Origin of the sequence: Roseovarius bejariae, from assembly GCF_009669325.1 — a bacterium.
Taxonomy (GTDB): domain Bacteria; phylum Pseudomonadota; class Alphaproteobacteria; order Rhodobacterales; family Rhodobacteraceae; genus Roseovarius; species Roseovarius bejariae.
Genome location: NZ_SZWE01000001.1, coordinates 2,401,172 through 2,419,078 on the forward strand (window position 1 = coordinate 2,401,172; position 17,907 = coordinate 2,419,078).

The 17,907-nt window shown below is 61.9% G+C and carries 20 protein-coding genes; 11 read left to right on the forward strand and 9 right to left on the reverse strand.

Going from position 1 to position 17,907, the window contains the following annotated elements:
* Positions 1-16: 16 nt before the first annotated feature.
* Positions 17-2,218 (forward strand): primosomal protein N', encoded by a 2,202-nt coding sequence (locus FDP25_RS11535; protein WP_343032031.1) that lies wholly within the window; start codon positions 17-19, stop codon positions 2,216-2,218.
* Positions 2,219-2,319: 101 nt separating this feature from the next.
* On the opposite strand, the gene FDP25_RS11540 is transcribed toward FDP25_RS11535, so the two are convergent.
* The gene (locus FDP25_RS11540) at positions 2,320-3,381 is read right to left on the reverse strand and encodes a YeeE/YedE family protein (RefSeq protein ID WP_154151855.1); all 1,062 of its coding nucleotides are present in this window, start codon (positions 3,379-3,381) and stop codon (positions 2,320-2,322) included.
* A 122-nt stretch (positions 3,382-3,503) separates the two neighbouring features.
* On the opposite strand from FDP25_RS11540, the gene FDP25_RS11545 reads away from it, so the two are divergent.
* The 3 genes from FDP25_RS11545 to FDP25_RS11555 all read left to right on the forward strand — a co-directional run bounded on the left by FDP25_RS11545 (position 3,504) and on the right by FDP25_RS11555 (position 6,099).
* On the forward strand, positions 3,504-4,736 hold the full coding sequence (locus tag FDP25_RS11545) for an MFS transporter (RefSeq protein WP_154151857.1): 1,233 nt from the start codon (positions 3,504-3,506) through the stop codon (positions 4,734-4,736).
* 21 nt (positions 4,737-4,757) lie between these two features.
* A complete protein-coding gene (locus tag FDP25_RS11550; protein WP_154151859.1) occupies positions 4,758-5,630 on the forward strand; it encodes a 50S ribosomal protein L11 methyltransferase in 873 nt (290 codons plus the stop codon).
* 112 nt (positions 5,631-5,742) lie between these two features.
* On the forward strand, positions 5,743-6,099 hold the full coding sequence (locus FDP25_RS11555; protein WP_154151861.1) for a hypothetical protein: 357 nt from the start codon (positions 5,743-5,745) through the stop codon (positions 6,097-6,099).
* Between the two features lie 159 nt (positions 6,100-6,258).
* Here FDP25_RS11555 and FDP25_RS11560 read toward each other — a convergent pair whose 3' ends face one another.
* Positions 6,259-6,444, reverse strand: coding sequence for a DUF1127 domain-containing protein (locus FDP25_RS11560; RefSeq protein ID WP_154151863.1), 186 nt, complete (start codon positions 6,442-6,444; stop codon positions 6,259-6,261).
* A 230-nt stretch (positions 6,445-6,674) separates the two neighbouring features.
* Here FDP25_RS11560 and ruvC point away from each other — a divergent pair, with 230 nt between their 5' ends.
* From ruvC to ruvB, 3 genes are read left to right on the forward strand one after another with little or no spacing between them, the layout of a single operon-like run.
* The gene (ruvC, locus tag FDP25_RS11565) at positions 6,675-7,166 is read left to right on the forward strand and encodes a crossover junction endodeoxyribonuclease RuvC (RefSeq protein ID WP_154151865.1); all 492 of its coding nucleotides are present in this window, start codon (positions 6,675-6,677) and stop codon (positions 7,164-7,166) included.
* Positions 7,163-7,840, forward strand: coding sequence for a Holliday junction branch migration protein RuvA (gene ruvA, locus FDP25_RS11570; protein WP_154151867.1), 678 nt, complete (start codon positions 7,163-7,165; stop codon positions 7,838-7,840). Before ruvC ends, ruvA begins: the two co-directional genes overlap by 4 nt.
* Positions 7,841-7,843: 3 nt before the next feature.
* Entirely contained in the window at positions 7,844-8,872 is a 1,029-nt protein-coding gene (ruvB, locus tag FDP25_RS11575; RefSeq protein WP_154151869.1) for a Holliday junction branch migration DNA helicase RuvB, read from the forward strand.
* A 3-nt stretch (positions 8,873-8,875) separates the two neighbouring features.
* Here ruvB and FDP25_RS11580 read toward each other — a convergent pair whose 3' ends face one another.
* Both FDP25_RS11580 and FDP25_RS11585 read right to left on the reverse strand, forming a co-directional pair.
* Entirely contained in the window at positions 8,876-9,319 is a 444-nt protein-coding gene (locus FDP25_RS11580) for a MaoC family dehydratase (protein WP_154151871.1), read from the reverse strand.
* 102 nt (positions 9,320-9,421) lie between these two features.
* Positions 9,422-10,294 (reverse strand): TIGR01459 family HAD-type hydrolase, encoded by an 873-nt coding sequence (locus FDP25_RS11585; RefSeq protein WP_154151873.1) that lies wholly within the window; start codon positions 10,292-10,294, stop codon positions 9,422-9,424.
* Positions 10,295-10,496: 202 nt separating this feature from the next.
* On the opposite strand from FDP25_RS11585, the gene FDP25_RS11590 reads away from it, so the two are divergent.
* Positions 10,497-10,988, forward strand: coding sequence for a flavin reductase family protein (locus tag FDP25_RS11590; RefSeq protein ID WP_154151876.1), 492 nt, complete (start codon positions 10,497-10,499; stop codon positions 10,986-10,988).
* A gap of 145 nt (positions 10,989-11,133) precedes the next feature.
* Here the strand turns inward: FDP25_RS11590 and groL are convergent, their stop codons facing one another.
* Positions 11,134-12,780 carry a chaperonin GroEL gene (gene groL, locus FDP25_RS11595; RefSeq protein ID WP_154151878.1) on the reverse strand — a complete coding sequence of 549 codons (1,647 nt, stop codon included), beginning with the start codon at positions 12,778-12,780 and terminating at the stop codon, positions 11,134-11,136.
* Positions 12,781-12,834: 54 nt separating this feature from the next.
* Complete coding sequence (gene groES / locus FDP25_RS11600) at positions 12,835-13,122, reverse strand: co-chaperone GroES (RefSeq protein WP_154151880.1); 288 nt, start codon at positions 13,120-13,122, stop codon at positions 12,835-12,837.
* Between the two features lie 208 nt (positions 13,123-13,330).
* Between groES and FDP25_RS11605 the strand changes: the two genes are divergently transcribed.
* The gene (locus tag FDP25_RS11605) at positions 13,331-14,317 is read left to right on the forward strand and encodes a TraB/GumN family protein (RefSeq protein ID WP_154151882.1); all 987 of its coding nucleotides are present in this window, start codon (positions 13,331-13,333) and stop codon (positions 14,315-14,317) included.
* Here FDP25_RS11605 and FDP25_RS11610 read toward each other — a convergent pair.
* Positions 14,292-14,960, reverse strand: a complete 669-nt coding sequence (locus FDP25_RS11610; protein WP_154151884.1) for a DUF2161 domain-containing phosphodiesterase — start codon at positions 14,958-14,960, stop codon at positions 14,292-14,294. The genes FDP25_RS11605 and FDP25_RS11610 overlap by 26 nt on opposite strands.
* Before the next feature lie 98 nt (positions 14,961-15,058).
* Between FDP25_RS11610 and FDP25_RS11615 the strand changes: the two genes are divergently transcribed.
* Positions 15,059-15,979, forward strand: coding sequence for a manganese-dependent inorganic pyrophosphatase (locus tag FDP25_RS11615; protein ID WP_154151886.1), 921 nt, complete (start codon positions 15,059-15,061; stop codon positions 15,977-15,979).
* 112 nt (positions 15,980-16,091) lie between these two features.
* Complete coding sequence (locus tag FDP25_RS11620; protein ID WP_154151888.1) at positions 16,092-16,949, forward strand: DMT family transporter; 858 nt, start codon at positions 16,092-16,094, stop codon at positions 16,947-16,949.
* Here the strand turns inward: FDP25_RS11620 and FDP25_RS11625 are convergent.
* Together FDP25_RS11625 and FDP25_RS11630 are read right to left on the reverse strand one after the other, a co-directional pair.
* A complete protein-coding gene (locus FDP25_RS11625) occupies positions 16,930-17,433 on the reverse strand; it encodes a GreA/GreB family elongation factor (RefSeq protein WP_154151890.1) in 504 nt (167 codons plus the stop codon). The two genes, FDP25_RS11620 and FDP25_RS11625, sit on opposite strands and share 20 nt — an antisense overlap.
* Position 17,434: 1 nt before the next feature.
* Positions 17,435-17,878, reverse strand: a complete 444-nt coding sequence (locus tag FDP25_RS11630) for an NUDIX domain-containing protein (protein ID WP_154151892.1) — start codon at positions 17,876-17,878, stop codon at positions 17,435-17,437.
* Between the last annotated feature and the right edge of the window lie 29 nt (positions 17,879-17,907).

Below are 17,907 nucleotides of genomic sequence, written 5' to 3' on the forward strand. Positions count from 1 at the left end.
ATCATGGAGAGCACAGGTGCCCGCGTCCGGTAAATCGTATTTTGTCGAAGGCGAGTTGGTGGGCGTTCTGACCACGCAGCCCCTGGACCGGGTATTGGATTACCGCGCGCCCGAGGGTGGCTGTCACATCGGGGCTTTCGTGGAGGTACCGCTTGGCCCCCGGAAGGTGCTGGGTGTGGTCTGGGGGCCGGGGCGTGGCGATTTCGATATTTCCAAGGTGCGGCATGTGATCCGGGTGCTGGACGTGGCGCCGATGCGGGGCGAGATGCAGGAGTTCCTGCGCCGGGCGGGCGAGTATACCCTGACACCGATGAGCGCGATGCTCAGGCTGGCGAGCCGCGCGCCGGGGCTGAGCAATCCGCCGTCGATGCAGAAGATTTACCGGCTGGGCCATGGCACGCCGGACCGGATGACCGATGCCCGCCGCAGGGTTTTGGAGGTGTTGGAGGAGTATGGCGGGCTGTCCTTTACCCTCAAGGAGTTGGCCGAGCAGGCGGGGGTATCGGCCAGCGTGGTGAAGGGGTTGGTCAGCCAAGGCGCGGTGGATGAGGAGGAAGCACCGCGCGATCTGCCGTTCCCGCCGCTTGATCCCGAACATGCCGGCAAGACCCTGACAGAGGATCAGGCGGCGGCGGTGGAGGTGCTGCGCGCGGCGATTCAATCAGGGGCCTATGGCACAACGCTGTTACGCGGTGTGACCGGATCGGGGAAAACCGAGGTTTATCTTGAGGCGGTGGCCGAGACATTGCGGCAAGGGCGGCAGGCCCTTGTGCTCTTGCCCGAGATCGCCCTGACCGCCGAGTTCATCACGCGGGTCGAGGCGCGGTTTGGTGCGAAACCTGCCGAGTGGCATTCCGGCGCCACCATGACCGAGCGGCGCCGCATCTGGAAGATGGTGGGCCAAGGCGGGGCCGAGGTGGTGGTGGGCGCACGTTCGGCTTTGTTCCTGCCCTATCGGGACTTGGGGTTGATCGTGGTCGATGAGGAGCACGACACATCCTACAAGCAAGAGGACGGGGTGCTTTATAATGCCCGCGATATGGCCGTCTTGCGCGCCAGCCTGTGCAGCGCGCAGGTGATATTGGCCAGTGCCACGCCCTCGCTTGAAAGCTGGGCCAATGCCGAGGCCGGCAAATACCGGCGGTTGGATTTGACCGCGCGGTTCGGCGCGGCGGTGATGCCGGAAATGCGCGCCATCGATATGCGCGCCGAAAGCCTGCCGTCGAACCGCTGGATTTCCCCGAGCCTTCAGGCGGCGGTCAATGCGCGGATCGCCAAGGGGGAACAGGCGCTGTTGTTCATCAATCGCCGTGGTTATGCGCCGGTCACGATCTGCCGGGCCTGTGGGCATCAGATCGGCTGTGACCATTGCGACGCGCGGATGGTGGAGCATCGGTTTCAGAAGCGGTTGGTCTGCCACCAATGCGGCGAGACCAAGCCGGTGCCGGAGGTCTGCCCCGAATGCGAGGCCGAGGATCGGCTGGCCGCCGTCGGGCCGGGGGTGGAACGCCTGAGCGAGGAGGCGCAGGCGATTTTCCCCGAGGCGAAGATCGCGACGCTGAGTTCGGATATGTTCGGATCGGCCCGGGCGCTGAAGGCGCAGATCGCCGAGATTGCCGAGGGCGACACCGATATTGTCATCGGTACGCAACTGGTGGCCAAGGGGCATAACTTTCCGCGCCTGACGCTGGTGGGGGTGATCGATGCCGATCTGGGCCTGCAAGGGTCGGATTTGCGCGCCGCTGAGCGGACCTTTCAATTGATGCGGCAGGTGGCGGGGCGCGCGGGGCGGTCCGAAGCGCGGGGAACCGCGCTTTTGCAAACGTTCCAGCCGGAGCACCCGGTGATCCGTGCGATCCTGTCGGGCGACGAAGAGGGCTTTTGGCAGGCCGAGGCGGCAGGACGGCGGGAGGCCGGTGTGCCGCCCTATGGGCGCATGGCGGGGATCATCCTGTCCTCGACGGATGCGCAGGAGGTGTTTGATTTCGCGACGGAACTGGCCCGGCGGGATGGGCCGGTGCGGGCCGTGGGGGCGCAGGTTTTCGGCCCCGCGCCCGCGCCGATTGCCCGGATACGCGGGCGGCACCGGGTGCGGTTGCTGGTGAAGGCGCCCAAGGGCGTGGCCTTGCAGGCAGCGGTGGCGCAATGGGTGGGGCAGTTAAAGCCACCCACGAACCTTAGGCTGGCCGTGGATATTGACCCGCAGTCGTTTTATTGAGCTTTGGGCCGGGGCGGCGAAATCTTGAAAAGATTTCGGTCCGATTTCTTTTGAAGAAATCGGGGCCGCGCGCCACGGTGCGCATCAATGGGCACCCTACGTCAGGCGGGTTGGCGGATGCCGCGTTGATCGACAAGAAAGTCGGTGATCATCGCGCCGATCCACATGCACAAAAGCGCCAACCATGCGGTGCCGGCAAAGACCGAGCCGCCGGTCACGCCGTTGCCGATGGCGCAGCCGCCCGCCAGCATGCCGCCGAAGCCCATGAAGGCGGCGCCGGTGATGGCGCGTCGGATATTCGCCTCATCCTCGAAGCCCTGGAACTTGAACTCCCCTGCCAGCCATGAGGCGAGGAAAGAGCCGAGGAACACACCCGGCACGAGGCCAATGTCGAATTCGAGGACGGCCGCGTTGTCGAGGAAGAACATCAGGGTATTGGCCGAGGGCCCGGTGAAGGTGGCACTTTCGATCGGCACCGGATCGAAGGCGATTTGCGCCAGCGAAAAGGTCGAGACCCAACCCACGGCCACGGCAAATCCCACGCCCGAGGCGAAGACCAGCCGCGACAGGCCGATCTTGTTATGGATCGAGACCGCGAAGGCGATCAGGGCCACCACGATGCCGAAAATCAGCCCGCTGATCGGAGGCAGGCCAAGGGTGGCCAGAAGGTCCATGTTATGCCCGCCCTGTGTGATGGAGAGCGCGGCGAGCTTGTCGCGCGCCGGAGCGAGCCAGCCAGAGAGGCTCATTTGTGCGACGACGGCGAAGACCAGCCCCGAGATGACCGAGCGCAGGTTGCCGGTGGCTGCCAGCACTAGGAGGCGGCCGGAACAGCCGCGTGCCAGCACCATGCCGACACCGAAGAGGAGCCCGCCGATGACCGCACCCGACCAGCTGCCGGGGATGGCCATGATGCGGGCGTCCTCGGCCCGGAAGAGGCCCAGCATTTGCGCGCCCTGCACCCAGATCACGGCGGTGGAGAAGGTCAGAAGCCAGACGGCGACCTTATCGCCCATCCGCCCGCGGGCGAATTCCACTGTGGCCGCACGGAGGCAAAAGCGCGAACGTTGCGCCGCCACGCCAAAGATCACGCCCGTCAGCAGGCCCAGGAGGGCCGCGGCCGGGGCTTCGCCGATGCGTTCCACGAGTGCCAGAAGGTCCATGATGCGCGCCTTTCGATAACTTGACGGGGTGTTGCATGCTGATATCCGAATGTCATTGATCCAGATCAGATGCAGGTGCCTTGCCCCTCGCCAAGCGGGACGGATGGGCGTAAAGGAAAGGCATGAGCAAGACCCTGCCCCTTGATGATGCCCGCACGCTGCCCCTGTGGCGGCGGCCTGTGACGTTGCTGTTCCTGATGGCGGCGGCGATGCCGGTGGCCTTTGCCACGTGGTCGGCGTTGCTCAATAACTTCGTGATCGAGGCCGCGGAATTCGATGGGTCGGACATCGGGTGGCTGCATACGGTACGCGAGATTCCGGGGTTCCTGGCCATCGGTGTGATCGCGTTGATCATCTTTATCCGCGAGCAGGTATTGGGCCTTGTGTCGTTGGCGATGCTGGGGGTGGCGACGGCCCTGACGGCGCAGTTCCCGTCCTTGGGCGGGATCCTGACCATCACGCTGCTAAGCTCGATCGGATTTCATTATTACGAGACCGTCAACCAATCGCTTCAGTTGCAGTGGATCGACAAGCTGCGCGCGCCGAAGGTTCTGGGCTGGCTGGTGGCGGCCGGGTCGGGGGCGACACTGGTGGCCTATTTGCTGATCGTGATGACATGGGAGGCTTTGGGCCTGACCTATAACACGGTTTACATGCTGGCCGGTGGCTTTACTGCCTTGGTCGCCGTGTTCTGCCTTGTGGCCTATCCGCAGTTCGAAGCGCCCAATCCGCAGGTCAAGCGGATGGTGCTAAAGCGGCGCTATTGGCTGTACTATGCGCTGCAATTCATGGCCGGTGCGCGGCGGCAGATTTTCGTCGTCTTCGCAGGCTTCATGATGGTCGAGAAGTTCGGTTTCGAGGTGCATGAGGTCACGGGGCTGTTCCTGATCAACCTTGTGGCCAACATGGTCTGTGCGCCGCTGATGGGGCAGGCGGTCTATCGCTATGGCGAGCGGCGGACCCTGATTTTCGAATACATCGGACTGGTGATCGTGTTCCTGGCCTACGGCGGGATTTACTGGTTCGGCTGGGGCGTGGTTCTGGCGGCGGCGCTTTACGTGGTGGATCATTTGCTGTTCGCGCTGGCGCTGGCGCTCAAGACCTATTTCCAGAAGATTGCCGATCCGGGGGATATTGCGCCGACGGCCGCCGTGGCCTTTACCATCAACCATATCGCGGCGGTGTTTTTGCCCGCGCTTCTGGGGTACTTGTGGCTGGTGTCGCCCGGTGCGGTTTTCATGCTGGCGGCGGGGATGGCCATGGTCTCGCTGATGCTGGCGCTGTTGGTTCCGCGCCATCCGGCGCCGGGGCATGAGACCATCCTGAGCCCGTCCGTACCGGCCCCTGCGGAATAATCCCTGACGAAAGGAGCAGACATGCCCACATTTACCGCCCTGACCACCCTTGAGGGCAAACAGGCCGCCGAGGCGCTTGGTGCCGATATGGAGGGGTTGAGCCCTGAACCTACAGGCGTGGGGGTTTTCGAGATCGAAGACGGTTCGGGCCTGTGGGAAGTGGGCGGCTATTTCGACGAGGAGCCGGACAAGGCGGGGCTGGCCTTGTTGGCGACCATGCATGGGGCGAAGGAATTTGCCGTTTCGGAACTTCCCGAGGTGGACTGGGTCGCCAAGGTGCGGCGCGAGCTGGTGCCGGTGGAAGCGGGGCGGTTCTTTGTCTACGGCAGCCACGACGCCGACAAGGTGCCGGACGGGTGCGAACCGCTGCTGATCGAGGCGGCGATGGCCTTTGGCACCGGGCACCATGGCACGACGCAGGGCTGTTTGCGGGCTTTGGATCGTTTGGCGAACGAGGGGTTCATCGGCAAATCGGTGATTGACGTGGGCTGTGGCACCGCCGTTCTGGCGATGGGGGCGGCGCGCATCTGGCCCGGTGAGGTCTTGGCGAGCGATATTGACGAGGTGGCCGTGGATGTGGCGCGCGCCAATGTGGTGGCCAATGGCCTTGAAGGTCGGGTCAGATGCCTTGAGGCCGCGGGGCTGGAGAATGCCGAGATACAGGCGGCTGCGCCGTTTGACCTGATCTTTGCCAATATCCTCAAAGGGCCGTTGATCGAGCTTGCGCCGGGCCTGACCGCAAATCTGGTCCCGGGAGGTTTTTTGATTCTATCGGGACTCTTGAATGAGCAGGCGGACGAGGTCGTGACGGTTTATTCAAGCAACGGAAACAGTGTGGCGCATCGCGAAGAGATTGGCGACTGGACTACCCTCACACTTCAAAGAAATGCTTAAAATCAAAGTCGAATTGAGCCTTTTTATGACCTCCGCCTAAAAATCGCCACATTTCAAACCTAATTTGAACTTGAACACGGTGGGGGCCGGTTCAAACGGGACGGCTATTGCCATGAGTGATGTTGCCAAGTCATACAAAGCGTTCGACAAGCGCCTCAAGGGGATCGCGAAACGCAGAACGCGCCTTGAAAGTGGATATAAAAGCCAAGTCACGAAAGATGGCTTGATCATCTTCCGCCCACATCGTCGTGCGCGCGGTCGTGTGTCTTTGCGTGGGATCATCTATCTGGTTGTCGGGTTTTTCGTGTTCAAGGGGATGATCATGGCCCACATCGGCGGCACGATCTATCAGCAACGCGTTGATGCCCTCATGGAGGGGACGATCGTGGAACAGGCTGGCGGATTGGTCATGCAGCCTGATGTGGTGACAAAGACAATCGCGACGCAGCTGCGCCCTCTTCTCAAGTGATCGGGTTTTTCGCCTGACGGTTCCTTAACGAGTGTCTGGTTTCGCCTCTCGTGTCTCTCCAAACAAAAAGCCCTGCGCGGTGGTCCCGACGCAGGGCTTTTTCGGTTTTCGACTTATGCGGAATATTTCGCCCGTGCATGATGTGACAGGCGAAATGATTTAGCAGGCTTTGGCCACGCGATCGATGTCGGCGCGGTTCAGGCCGATGTCTTCGAGTTCGCGATCTGTCAGGGCCGAAAGCGCCTTGCGTGTGGCGCGGGCGTCTTTCCATGCGATGAAGGCCGCAAAAAATGCGATAAGCCCAGTGGGGGCGGCGTGCGGGCGTGTAATGCTGAGATCGGCCATGGGGGGCTCCTTTTCGATCCGATGATATCAGGGGGGCGGAGGTGTCTCCGTCATTGATAGGCCACTTAGGAGGAGTGCCTTTTGCCCACAAGTTAGTCTTTTTGCATAATCCTTATGCAGTTTGTGCATGGCTTGGAAATCAGGCGTTTTTCACCGCACGCCGGTTTTGTCTTGGGGTTTGTTCTTGTTTCGTGCTAACGGTTTGAAAAAGCAAAAGGCAGGGCAGCGATATGCGGGTTTTGGGAATTGATCCCGGATTGCGTAACCTTGGATGGGGCGTGATCGATGTGATGGGCAGCCGGTTGAGCCATGTGGCCAACGGGGTGTGCCGGTCTTCCGGGGGCGATTTGTCGGAGCGTTTGCTGTCACTTTACCTTCAACTGACCGAAATTTTCGCTGCATATGAGCCGCAGGCGGCGGCGGTGGAGCAGACCTTTGTCAACAAGGACGGGGCCAGCACCCTGAAGCTGGGGCAGGCGCGGGGTATCGCCCTTTTGGTGCCTGCGCAACATGACTTGCCCGTGGGGGAATATGCCCCCAACACGGTGAAGAAAACCGTGGTTGGGGTTGGTCATGCCAACAAGGATCAGGTGGCGCATATGGTGAAGGTGCAACTGCCCGGTGTCGATCTGGCGGGGCCGGATGCGGCGGATGCCTTGGCGATTGCGATTTGCCATGCGCATCACGCGCGGTCGCAGACCCTTGTGGAGGTGCGAGCATGATCGGGCGTTTGGCAGGGCGGATCGATTACCGCGCGACGGATCATGTTTTGATCGACGTGAAGGGGGTTGGGTACCTTGTGTATTGCTCGGATCGTACGATGCAGGCCTTGCCGGGGGTTGGAGAGCATGTGGCGCTTTATACGGACCTGTTGGTGCGCGAGGATTTGTTGCAGCTTTATGGCTTTACCACGTTGGCCGAGAAGGAATGGCATCGGTTGTTGATGAGCGTGCAGGGCGTCGGGGCCAAGGCCTCGCTTGCCATTCTTGGCACTCTGGGCCCGGATGGCGTGGGGCGCGCGATTGCGCTGGGCGATTGGAACGCGGTGAAGGCGGCCAAGGGGATTGGCCCGAAAACGGCGCAGCGCGTGGTCAATGAATTGAAGGATAAAGCGCCCGAGGTCATGGCCATGGGCGCGGCGGGGTCGGCCCCGGCACAGGCCCCGGTGGGCGAGGTGGAAGATGTGATTGAGCCGGTGGCGGCCCCTGTTCCCGCGCCTGCGGCGACGGCCCCGAAGGGCCAGGCGCAGGCCGAGGCGCTGTCGGCGCTTGGCAATCTGGGCTATGCGCCGGGTGAGGCGGCGGGGGCCGTGGCGCAGGCGGCGGGCGATGCGCCCGAGGCCAGTACGGCGGAGTTGATCCGTGCCGCGCTCAAGCTATTGGCGCCGAAGGGGTAAGTGATGGATCAGCCCGACCCCACCCTGCGCCCAGATCCCTTGCCCGAGGATGCCGACCGGAGCCTGCGCCCGCAGGCGTTGGAGGACTTCATCGGGCAGGCAGAGGCGCGGGCGAACCTGAAGGTGTTCATCCAGTCGGCCCGACAACGGGGCGAGGCGATGGATCACACGTTGTTTCATGGGCCGCCCGGTCTGGGCAAGACGACCTTGGCGCAGATCATGTCGAAGGAGTTGGGAGTGGGGTTTCGCATGACCTCGGGGCCGGTTCTGGCCAAGGCGGGGGATTTGGCGGCGATCCTGACCAATCTGGAACGTAATGACGTGTTGTTCATCGACGAGATTCACCGCCTGAACCCGGTGGTTGAGGAGGTGCTTTACCCTGCGATGGAGGACTTCGAACTGGATCTGGTGATTGGTGAAGGGCCAGCGGCGCGGACCGTGCGGATCGAATTGCAGCCTTTCACGTTGGTGGGCGCGACGACGCGCTTGGGGCTGTTGACCACGCCTTTGCGGGACCGCTTCGGGATCCCGACGCGGTTGCAGTTCTACACGGTCGAGGAGTTGCACGAGATCGTCACCCGGAATGCCGTACGCATGGGGGCGCCTGCCGATAGCGAAGGCGCATGCGAGATTGCGCGGCGGTCGCGCGGGACACCGCGGATTGCCGGACGGCTGTTGCGGCGGGTGGTGGATTTTGCCGTGGTCGAAGGCGATGGCAAGATCACCAAGGCGCTGGCCGATGACGCGCTGACGCGGTTGGGCGTCGACAACCTTGGGCTGGATGGGGCCGACCGGCGCTATCTGCGTCTGATTGCCGAGGCGTATCAGGGTGGGCCGGTCGGAATCGAAACGATCAGTGCGGCGCTATCGGAAAGCCGTGATGCACTGGAAGAGGTGATTGAGCCCTTCCTGTTGCAGCAGGGGCTTATCCAACGCACGCCGCGGGGCCGGATGCTGGCGCAGGGGGGTTGGCGGCATCTGGGGCTTGCCCCGCCGAAAGCGGCGGGCCAGAGCGATCTGTTCGGAAAATAGCGGTTAGTCGAACTTGCCCGAGGGGGCGAGCACGGTGGCCTCGCCGATCAGGACTTTCTTGCCATTCACGAGGCAGCGGCAATCGAGTTGCACCCGGCGTTTGCCGTGGTCGATGCCGATTACCTCGACCTCGGCCAGAACGCTATCGCCTGGGCGCACGGGGCCAAGGAACTTGAGGGTCTGACCCATGTAGACGGTGCCGTGACCGGGCAGTTGTTCGCCGATCACCGCCGAGATCAGGCCAGCGGTCAGCATGCCGTGGGCGATGCGCCCTTCAAAGATTGTGTCCTGGGCATAATCGTCATCAAGATGCACCGGGTTCCGGTCGGTCGAGACCTGCGCGAACATCTCGATATCCTCGTCGGTCACGACTTTGCGCAAGTGGCGCGTCATGCCCATCTCGATTTCTTCGATGGTGATGGTCCCGCGCGGCATGTTGTCCAACATTCGACCCTCCTGGATTGATCGCTTGGGTAATTTTACGACACCCAAGAACCTATGTTTGGAACTTTATTACTTTGCAAGCGCAGAAAATCAAGGTCTTTTTTCTTATCGCAGGCGGCCGATCGTATAGGTCGGATTGGATTTTTCCTTTGTCAGATAGTCGTTTAGTGCGCCCTCGTCGGGGTGGTGCGACGTTTTGGTTTCCTTGGCCGCAAGGCCGCCGGAAATGAACAGGGAATCGATGTTCTCGCCCATGGCCCCGGCGATATCGGTATGGATACCGTCGCCGATGGCGAGAATCGCATCGTCGGCGATGTCATGACCAAGTGCGGCGAGGCGGCGGCGGGAAAGGTCGTAGATCGGCGGGTGCGGTTTGCCAAAGTACAGGCTTTCGCCGCCCATCTCGGTGTAAAGCCGTGCCAGCGCCCCGGCGCAGAATTCCCGGTGATCGCCACGGTCCACTACAATATCGGGATTGGCACAAAGAAGCTTCAGGCCCTTTTGCTTGGCATAAAGGAACTGCGGGCGCATTTCGGACGGGTCGGCGGTTGGATCGAAGGGGCCGGTGCAAACGATACCCTCGGCCTGATCGAGGGGGACGCATTGGATGTTAGCCGGGTTTTCGATCAGGCGCAGGGGCTCGAAGAACTTGCTGTCGCGGTCTTCGCCGATGAAGAATACTTTTTCCCCGACCACGCCACGAAACATGGCCGCGCGGGCGCTGTCGCCCGAGGTGGCGATGGAATCCCAGCAATCGTCCGGCACGCCGAAGGTCTTTAGTTGTTTCTCGACCCCGTGGCGCGGGCGGGGAGAGTTGGTGACGAGGATCACGACGCCGCCTTGTTCGCGGTACTTGATAAGGGCCGTGACCGCCTCGGGCAGGGCCTTGACACCATTGTGAACGCAGCCCCAGAGATCGACGAAGAGGGCCTCGTAGCGGTCTGAAACCTCGGAAAGGGCGGAAATCACTTGTGTCATGTCGGGGCCTGTCCGGTTGTGATAGATGTGGCCTTGGTATGTCAGGCGGGCGGTGGGATTTCCAGTTGCGAATTTACGCCCTAGGTTGGCCTTTTTTCCGTGATCTTCTATCTTACCGCAGGACAAGGATAATTGACGCGCAGGCAGGGTCATGCCAGCGAGAGCGGAACGGTCAACGGATGATGATTTCGGAAGGTACAGAATGAGCGCGGCACGGGATGCCTTTATCAATGCCATGCGGCAGGTGGCCTCGACCGTGACGGTGGTGACGACAGACGGCCCGGCGGGCCGGGCCGGTGCGACCGTGAGCGCCTTTACGTCATTATCGGCGGACCCCCCATCGGTTCTGGTGTGTTTGAAAGACGACAGCCGGATTGCAAAAGCGGTGCGCGAGAATGGCGTTTTTTGCGTGAATGTCCTGCCCGAGGATGCGGTCAAACTCGCCCAGAGTTTCGCCGGAGCCAATGACGAGAAGCAGCCCAACCGATTTGCCGGGCTGGAGGTGTCGGATACGGAATTCGGCCCGATCCTGCCGCGGGCGACGGCCTTTACCTGTTCGCTGGAGCGGACGGTGGGCCATGGCACGCACGAGATTTGTATCGGTGCGGTCACCGGGATTTCCAATGCGGGCGAAGCCCCCCTGGCCTATATGCACGGGTCATTTCACGTGGTGCGGCCGAAGCGGGCCGTCTGAGGGGGGGCGGCAGACCTTGAACGAAAAAAGGGGCGCCCGGTGGGCGCCCCTTTGTGTTTCGTGCGGGTGTCGATGTTGAGGCTGTCGGCGTTTGGCCTTGGCCAAACGCCTGTTGCCTTACGGTTTTTCGCTTTGGCGAAAAACCTTACATCATGCCGCCCATGCCGCCCATGTCGGGCATGCCGCCACCAGCGGGGGCTGCGCCCTCTTTCTGCGGCTTGTCGGCAACCATCGCTTCGGTGGTGATCAGCAGACCTGCGATCGAGGCTGCGTCTTCCAGCGCGGTGCGAACCACCTTGGCAGGGTCGATGACACCGAATTTGAACATGTCGCCATATTCTTCGGTTTGCGCGTTGAAGCCGAACTTCAGATCGTCGCTTTCGCGGATCTTGCCAGCCACGACCGACCCGTCAACACCGGCGTTCTCGGCGATCTGGCGCAGCGGCGCTTCGAGCGCCTTGCGGACAATCGCGATACCGTTGTTCTGGTCGGTGTTCGCGCCGGTCAGGCCCTCAAGGGTCTTGGCGCCTTGGACCAGAGCAACACCACCGCCAACAACGATGCCTTCCTGAACGGCGGCACGGGTGGCGTTCAGCGCGTCATCGACGCGGTCTTTACGCTCTTTCACTTCGACTTCGGTCATGCCGCCAACGCGGATGACTGCGACACCGCCAGCGAGTTTGGCAACACGCTCTTGCAGTTTTTCGCGGTCGTAGTCCGAGGTGGTTTCCTCGATCTGGTTGCGGATCTGGCCAACGCGGGCTTCGATCTCGGCTTTTTCGCCTGCACCTTCGACGATGGTGGTTTCGTCCTTGGTGATCGAGACTTTCTTGGCCGAACCCAGCATGTCCATGGTGACCGACTCGAGCTTCATGCCGAGGTCTTCGCTGATCACTTGACCGCCGGTCAGGATCGCGATGTCTTGCAGCATGGCCTTGCGGCGATCGCCGAAGCCCGGTGCCTTGACAGCCGCGATTTTCAGGCCGCCGCGCAGCTTGTTCACCACGAGGGTGGCCAGCGCTTCGCCTTCGACGTCTTCAGCGATGATCAGGAGCGGTTTCTGGCTCTGGATCACTTGTTCGAGCAGCGGGACCATCGGCTGCAGCGACGAGAGTTTCTTCTCGTGCAGCAGGATCAGGCAGTCGTCCAGCTCGGCGATCATCTTGTCGGAGTTGGTGACGAAATAGGGCGAGAGGTAACCGCGGTCGAACTGCATGCCTTCGACGACGTCGGTTTCGGTCTCGGTGCCTTTGTTTTCTTCGACGGTGATAACGCCGTCGTTGCCGACTTTCTGCATCGCGTCCGCGATTTGCTGACCGATTTCAGCTTCGCCGTTGGCCGAGATGGTGCCGACTTGTGCCACTTCGCTGCTGTCCTTGACTTCGCGGGCGGCGTTCTTGATGGCGTCGACGACCTTGGCGGTGGCAAGGTCGATGCCGCGCTTGAGGTCCATCGGGTTCATGCCCGCGGCCACGGCCTTGGTGCCTTCTTTCACGATGGCCTGAGCCAGAACGGTGGCGGTGGTGGTGCCGTCACCGGCTTCGTCGTTGGTGCGGCTGGCCACTTCCTTGACCATCTGCGCGCCCATGTTCTCGAACTTGTCTTCCAGTTCGATTTCCTTGGCGACCGAAACACCGTCCTTGGTGATGCGGGGGGCGCCGAAGGATTTGTCGAGAACGACGTTACGGCCTTTGGGGCCGAGCGTCACCTTGACGGCATCGGCCAGAATGTTGACGCCGCGCAGCATCTTGTTGCGGGCATCGGTGTCAAACTTGACGTCCTTGGCAGACATATCTGTCTCTCCTGACTATCTGTTGTTGCGTTGTGCGGTAGAGAAGAGAAGCGATCAGGCGATAACGCCGAGGATGTCGCTTTCTTTCATGATCAGCAGTTCTTCGCCGTCGAGGGTGATCTCGGTGCCCGACCATTTGCCGAACAGAACCTTGTCACCGGCGCTTACGGCCATCTCGATCAGCTCGCCGCTGTCTTTGCGGGCACCTGAGCCCACGGCGACAACTTCGCCTTCTTGCGGCTTTTCCTTGGCGCTGTCGGGGATGATGAGGCCGCCAGCGGTTTTCTCTTCGCTTTCGACGCGGCGGACCAGTACGCGGTCATGCAGCGGTTTAAATGCCATTGTCTTTGGCTCCTTGGCTCAAAGTTTCTCCCTAATGACCCCGGGCGGGGTCATTAGCACTCAGTCTGTACGAGTGCTAACGGCGCATAGCTAAGGAGCGGTATGGCCCGAGTCAACCAATCGCGGTCAAAAAAATTGTTGGCCGATTGCGCCCTCGTGTGTTGCGGTCTAGCGTATCGGCCAACCGAGGCAGGCAGAGGTGGTGACGATGGTGCGGTTTCTTGCGGTTTTGTTGGTGTTTGCGCTGCCCCATGTGGGGTTTGCGCGCTGCGACGGCACCGATCTTATTGCTGACATGCCCGAGGCCGAACACGCGGCCCTTGTTCAGCGTGCCAGCAGTCAAGCCTTTGCCGAGGGGCTTTTGTGGCGGGCCGTGCGCGGTGACACCGAGCTCACCTTTTTCGGGACATACCACTTCCCGCATGAGAAAACGCAGGCGCATCTGGAGGCCGTGAGGCCCTATATCAAGGCGGCGGACCGGGTTTATCTTGAAGTGTCGAATTCGGATAGCGCGAAGATGGAGCGCGAGATGGCCGCCGATCCGTCACTCATGTTCATCATGGAGGGGCCGACCCTGCCGGATTTGTTGGGGGACGAGGATTGGGCCTTGTTCGCCGCCGAAATGCGGGCGCGCGGGATTGCACCCTTCTTTGCCGCCAAGTTCAAGCCCACATGGGCGGCGATGATGCTGGGCATCGGGCCGTGCGAGGCGCGCAGCGGGGCGCTTGAGGGCAAGGGAATCGATATGCTGGTCGGTGACTACGCGGCCGAGATCGGCAACCCGTCGCGGTCGCTGGAGGACTACCGGGCCCTGATGACCATGATGGATTCCTTCCCGATGCAGGACCAGTTGGACATGATCCGCATGTTCTTTGCATGGTCGGGCAGTCCGGATGACATGGCCTATACCCTGCGGCAGACATACTTGCAGGAGAAGGTGGCCCTGATATGGGCGTTTTCGCGCAAGATGACGCTGGACCTTGGCGGCGATACGGCGATGCAGGATTTCGCGCTGTTCGAGCAAAAAATGCTGACCGATCGCAATCTTTCCTGGGTGGAACGGTTACTGGAGCAAGCGCAGGATCAGAAAGTGTTTGCGGCCGTCGGTGCGGCACATCTGCCCGGCGAGGTAGGTGTTTTGCGGCTTCTGGAAGACGAAGGCTTCACGATTACCCGGCTGCCGTTGCGCCCTTGATGGCCTCCTCCCCGGTGTCGGTCACGGCATAGACACCGCGGGCCGCGCGGAAGAACCAGCCATGGTGGTTGTCGGCCATGATCCGGGTGGCGCGTGAAACACCCGTGGATTTTGCCACGTCAGAGCCTTTGGATGGTCCCTGCTCGGCCAGATAGGCGGCGCAGCGCAGGGCATCCTGTTTGTAGGCGGTCATGATCTTGCCGCGCATGCCACCTGCGTTGGGGTCGCCTTCGCGCAGGGCGAATTCCCTGAGCAGGGCGGCCTTGCGGGGGCGTGATTTGCGCGGCTGATAGGGGGCGGGATCGCAGTGCACCTCGACCGCGCCGGTTTCCAACGAGACACTCAGCACGCCCAGTCCCAGCCTGCGGCAGAGGCCCATGTTTCCCTTGAACGCACGCCAGCCCGCCCGGCCCTTCCAGCGGGGAACGGCGACGTAGATATGCTCGCTCAGGGCCTGCCGTTTGACGGCCTGTTGCAGCAGGGTCAGGGAAAACCCGGTCTTCAGCTCAACGATCACCGGCTCGCAGCCCTCCCGGCAGGCCACGACATCGGCGGGGCCGACTTCGGACTTGACCTCATAGCCAAGTGCTTCAAGCCATGCTTTGATCGGGGCATAGAGCTGTGTTTCGGCAGGTTTTCCCATCTAGGCAAAATGGCCGCATCCGCGACGGGTGACAAGCCGTGCCTTGCCGCCTATAAGGCGCGCAAATCAACCCTTATTCAATTGAACAGGACAGTGACATGAGCACCCTTGTTTTCGGCCACAAATCCCCCGATACCGACTCCACCGGGTCGCCCATTCTATGGGCGTGGTACCTCAACGACGTCAAAGGCGGTGATGCCGAGGCGGTCTTGCTGGGCGAACCCAACACCGAAGCGGCCTTCATGCTGAAGAAATGGGACCTGCCCAAACCGCGCATCATTTCGGACGTGGACGAGGGGCAGGCCTGTGTCGTCGTGGACACCAACAACCCCGCAGAACTGCCCGAGAACATCAACAACGCCGACGTGCAGGCGATCATCGACCATCACAAGCTGGTGGGTGGTTTGGAGACCAAGGGCCCGATCGACATCACCGTGCGCCCCTTGGCCTGCACCGCGACGATCATGGTTGACCTGATGGGGGACGATGCCGCCAAGATGCCCGACGCCATGAAAGGCGCGGCGCTGACCTGCATCCTGTCGGACACGTTGGAATTCCGCAGCCCGACCACCACCGCACATGACCGCGAGGTCGCCAGCAAGCTGGCCGCCGATCTGGGTGTGAACATTGGCGATTATGCCGCCGAGATGTTTGCCGCCAAATCCGACGTCAGCGCGTTTTCCGATGCCGAGCTGATCCGCATGGACAGCAAGGAATACGAAGTGAGCGGCACCAAGTTCCGGGTCAGCGTTCTGGAAACCACGGCGCCGGGCATGGTTCTGGACCGCAAGGATAGCCTGATGGCGTCGATGAAGGATGTGGCGTCTGAGGATGGTGTGGACGAAGTTCTGCTGTTCGTGGTCGATATCCTGAACGAGGAAGCGACGCTTCTGGTGCCGAATGACGTTGTGAAAACCGTTGCCGAGAAGAGCTTTGATGCATCGGTCGAAGGCGACACAGTTGTTCTGCCCGGCATCATGAGCCGCAAGAAGCAGATCATCCCGAACCTCGCGCTGTAAGCGTATCAGGATAACGTGATGGAAAGGGCGCCCGGGTGGCGCCCTTTTTCGTGGCTGGAGCTTGGGGGATATGCCACAAGGGGCGAGTGAATTGAGACTTTGAGGGTCAATAATGCCCGTTTTCCTTCTGACTGCCCTGACGATGCTGGCCTTTGCGGCGAATTCCGTTCTGACGCGGGCGGGGCTTGTCGGGGGTGGCATGGATGCGGCGAGTTTCGGGGTGATCCGACTGGTCTCGGGGGCCGTGGCCTTGGCGGTGTTATGTCTGGTCACGCGCGGACATCTGCGGCTTGGTGGGACGGGGCGTGTGACCGGGGTGCTGGCGCTGTTGGTTTACATGTACGGGTTTACCGGGGCGTATAACTCGCTGGATTCCGGGCTGGGTGCGTTGATCCTGTTCGGCATGGTGCAGATCACCATGTTTGCCTGGGCCGTGCGCGCGAAGGAGGGTGTCAGCCTGCGGCGCTGGATTGGCGCGGCGCTGGCCATGGCGGGGCTGGCGTGGCTCTTGTGGCCCGTGGGCGAGGCGCAGGTGAGCCTGCTGCATGGTGGGTTGATGGCCATCGCGGGGATCGCTTGGGGCGTCTATTCCCTGTCTGGGCGCGGCGCGGCGGATGCCTTGCAATCCACGGCGGCGAATTTCGTCTGGGCCGCGCCGGTTGGGGCCTTGGCCCTGATCGTGCCCGCAACACAGGGCGAATTGACGGTGGATGTGCGGGGCGTGGTACTGGCTATTGTGGCGGGGGCCGTGACCTCGGGGATGGGCTATGCCCTGTGGTACACGGTTTTGCCGCGGCTGATGGCGTCAAGTGCGGCGGTGGCGCAATTGACGGTGCCGGTCATCGCCATGGCAGGCGGCATGGCGCTTTTGGGGGAGGCGTTGACGTTAAGGTTCACGCTGGCCTCTGTTCTGGTGCTGGGGGGCGTGGCGATTGCGGTTCTGCCGCGCGTCAGGCGGCGTCAAAGCTGATCGACAAGACTTCCAGTTCGACGATGCCAGTGGGTTTGGGCCATTCGACGATATCGCCCACCTTGGCCTCAAGCAGCGCACGGGCCAGGGGCGAGATATGAGTGATCAAGCCCTGATCCGGCGCGGCCTCATCCTCGCCCACGATGGTGTATTTGGCTTTGCGCCCGTCTTCGTCCTCAACCTCGACCGTGGCGCCGAAACTGACGTGTTCGGGCGGGGTTTGGGGTGGTTCCACCAGTATGGCGGAGGCCAGCCGCGCCTCGACATAGCGCAGGTCGCGTTCGGCGACAGAGAGGGGATAGGGATCGGGCAGGTAATCGCGGTTTTCGCGCAGGCGCGTGACCTCGGCATCAAGTGCGGCCTTGCGCTCTTGCAAAAGGCGCAGGCCACGCGGGGTGACGTGATTGGGATGGGAACTGATTGGCAGGTCGGGCAGGCGTTGTGGGCTGCTGCCGTCCTCTTCCTTGGTAAAGGCCTTGTTCATCTTATTTCACCAGTCTTTCCAAGGGATCGTAGCCGATTTCGCCCGCCATGCCAAAGGCCACATCCGGCAGGCTGTCGGGTTTGAAGCGCAGGCCCGTCATTTCATCGCGGGTAACAAAGCGGCGGCGGGTCACGATGGCCTCGGGGTCTTGCCATGTGTCGCACAGCGCGCCGTCGGTGATAGTGCAGCGAAAGAACACCTCGACCTGGTGAAAGGCATCATCGGGGTTGTGGAATTCATTGACCAGACAGGGGGTTTCCACGGCGACGGTCAACCCGCATTCCTCATGCACCTCGCGCATCAGGGTGTCGGGCAGGGATTGGCCAAGATCCACCCCGCCGCCCGGTGCACACCACAGATCGCTGGTATTCCCGGGAAAGGCATTGACCAGAAGCAGGCGGTTGTCGTGCACGATAACCGCGCGGGCGGCAAGGCGGATGGGCATTCGGGGGTGATCCTTTGCGATTTCCCCTG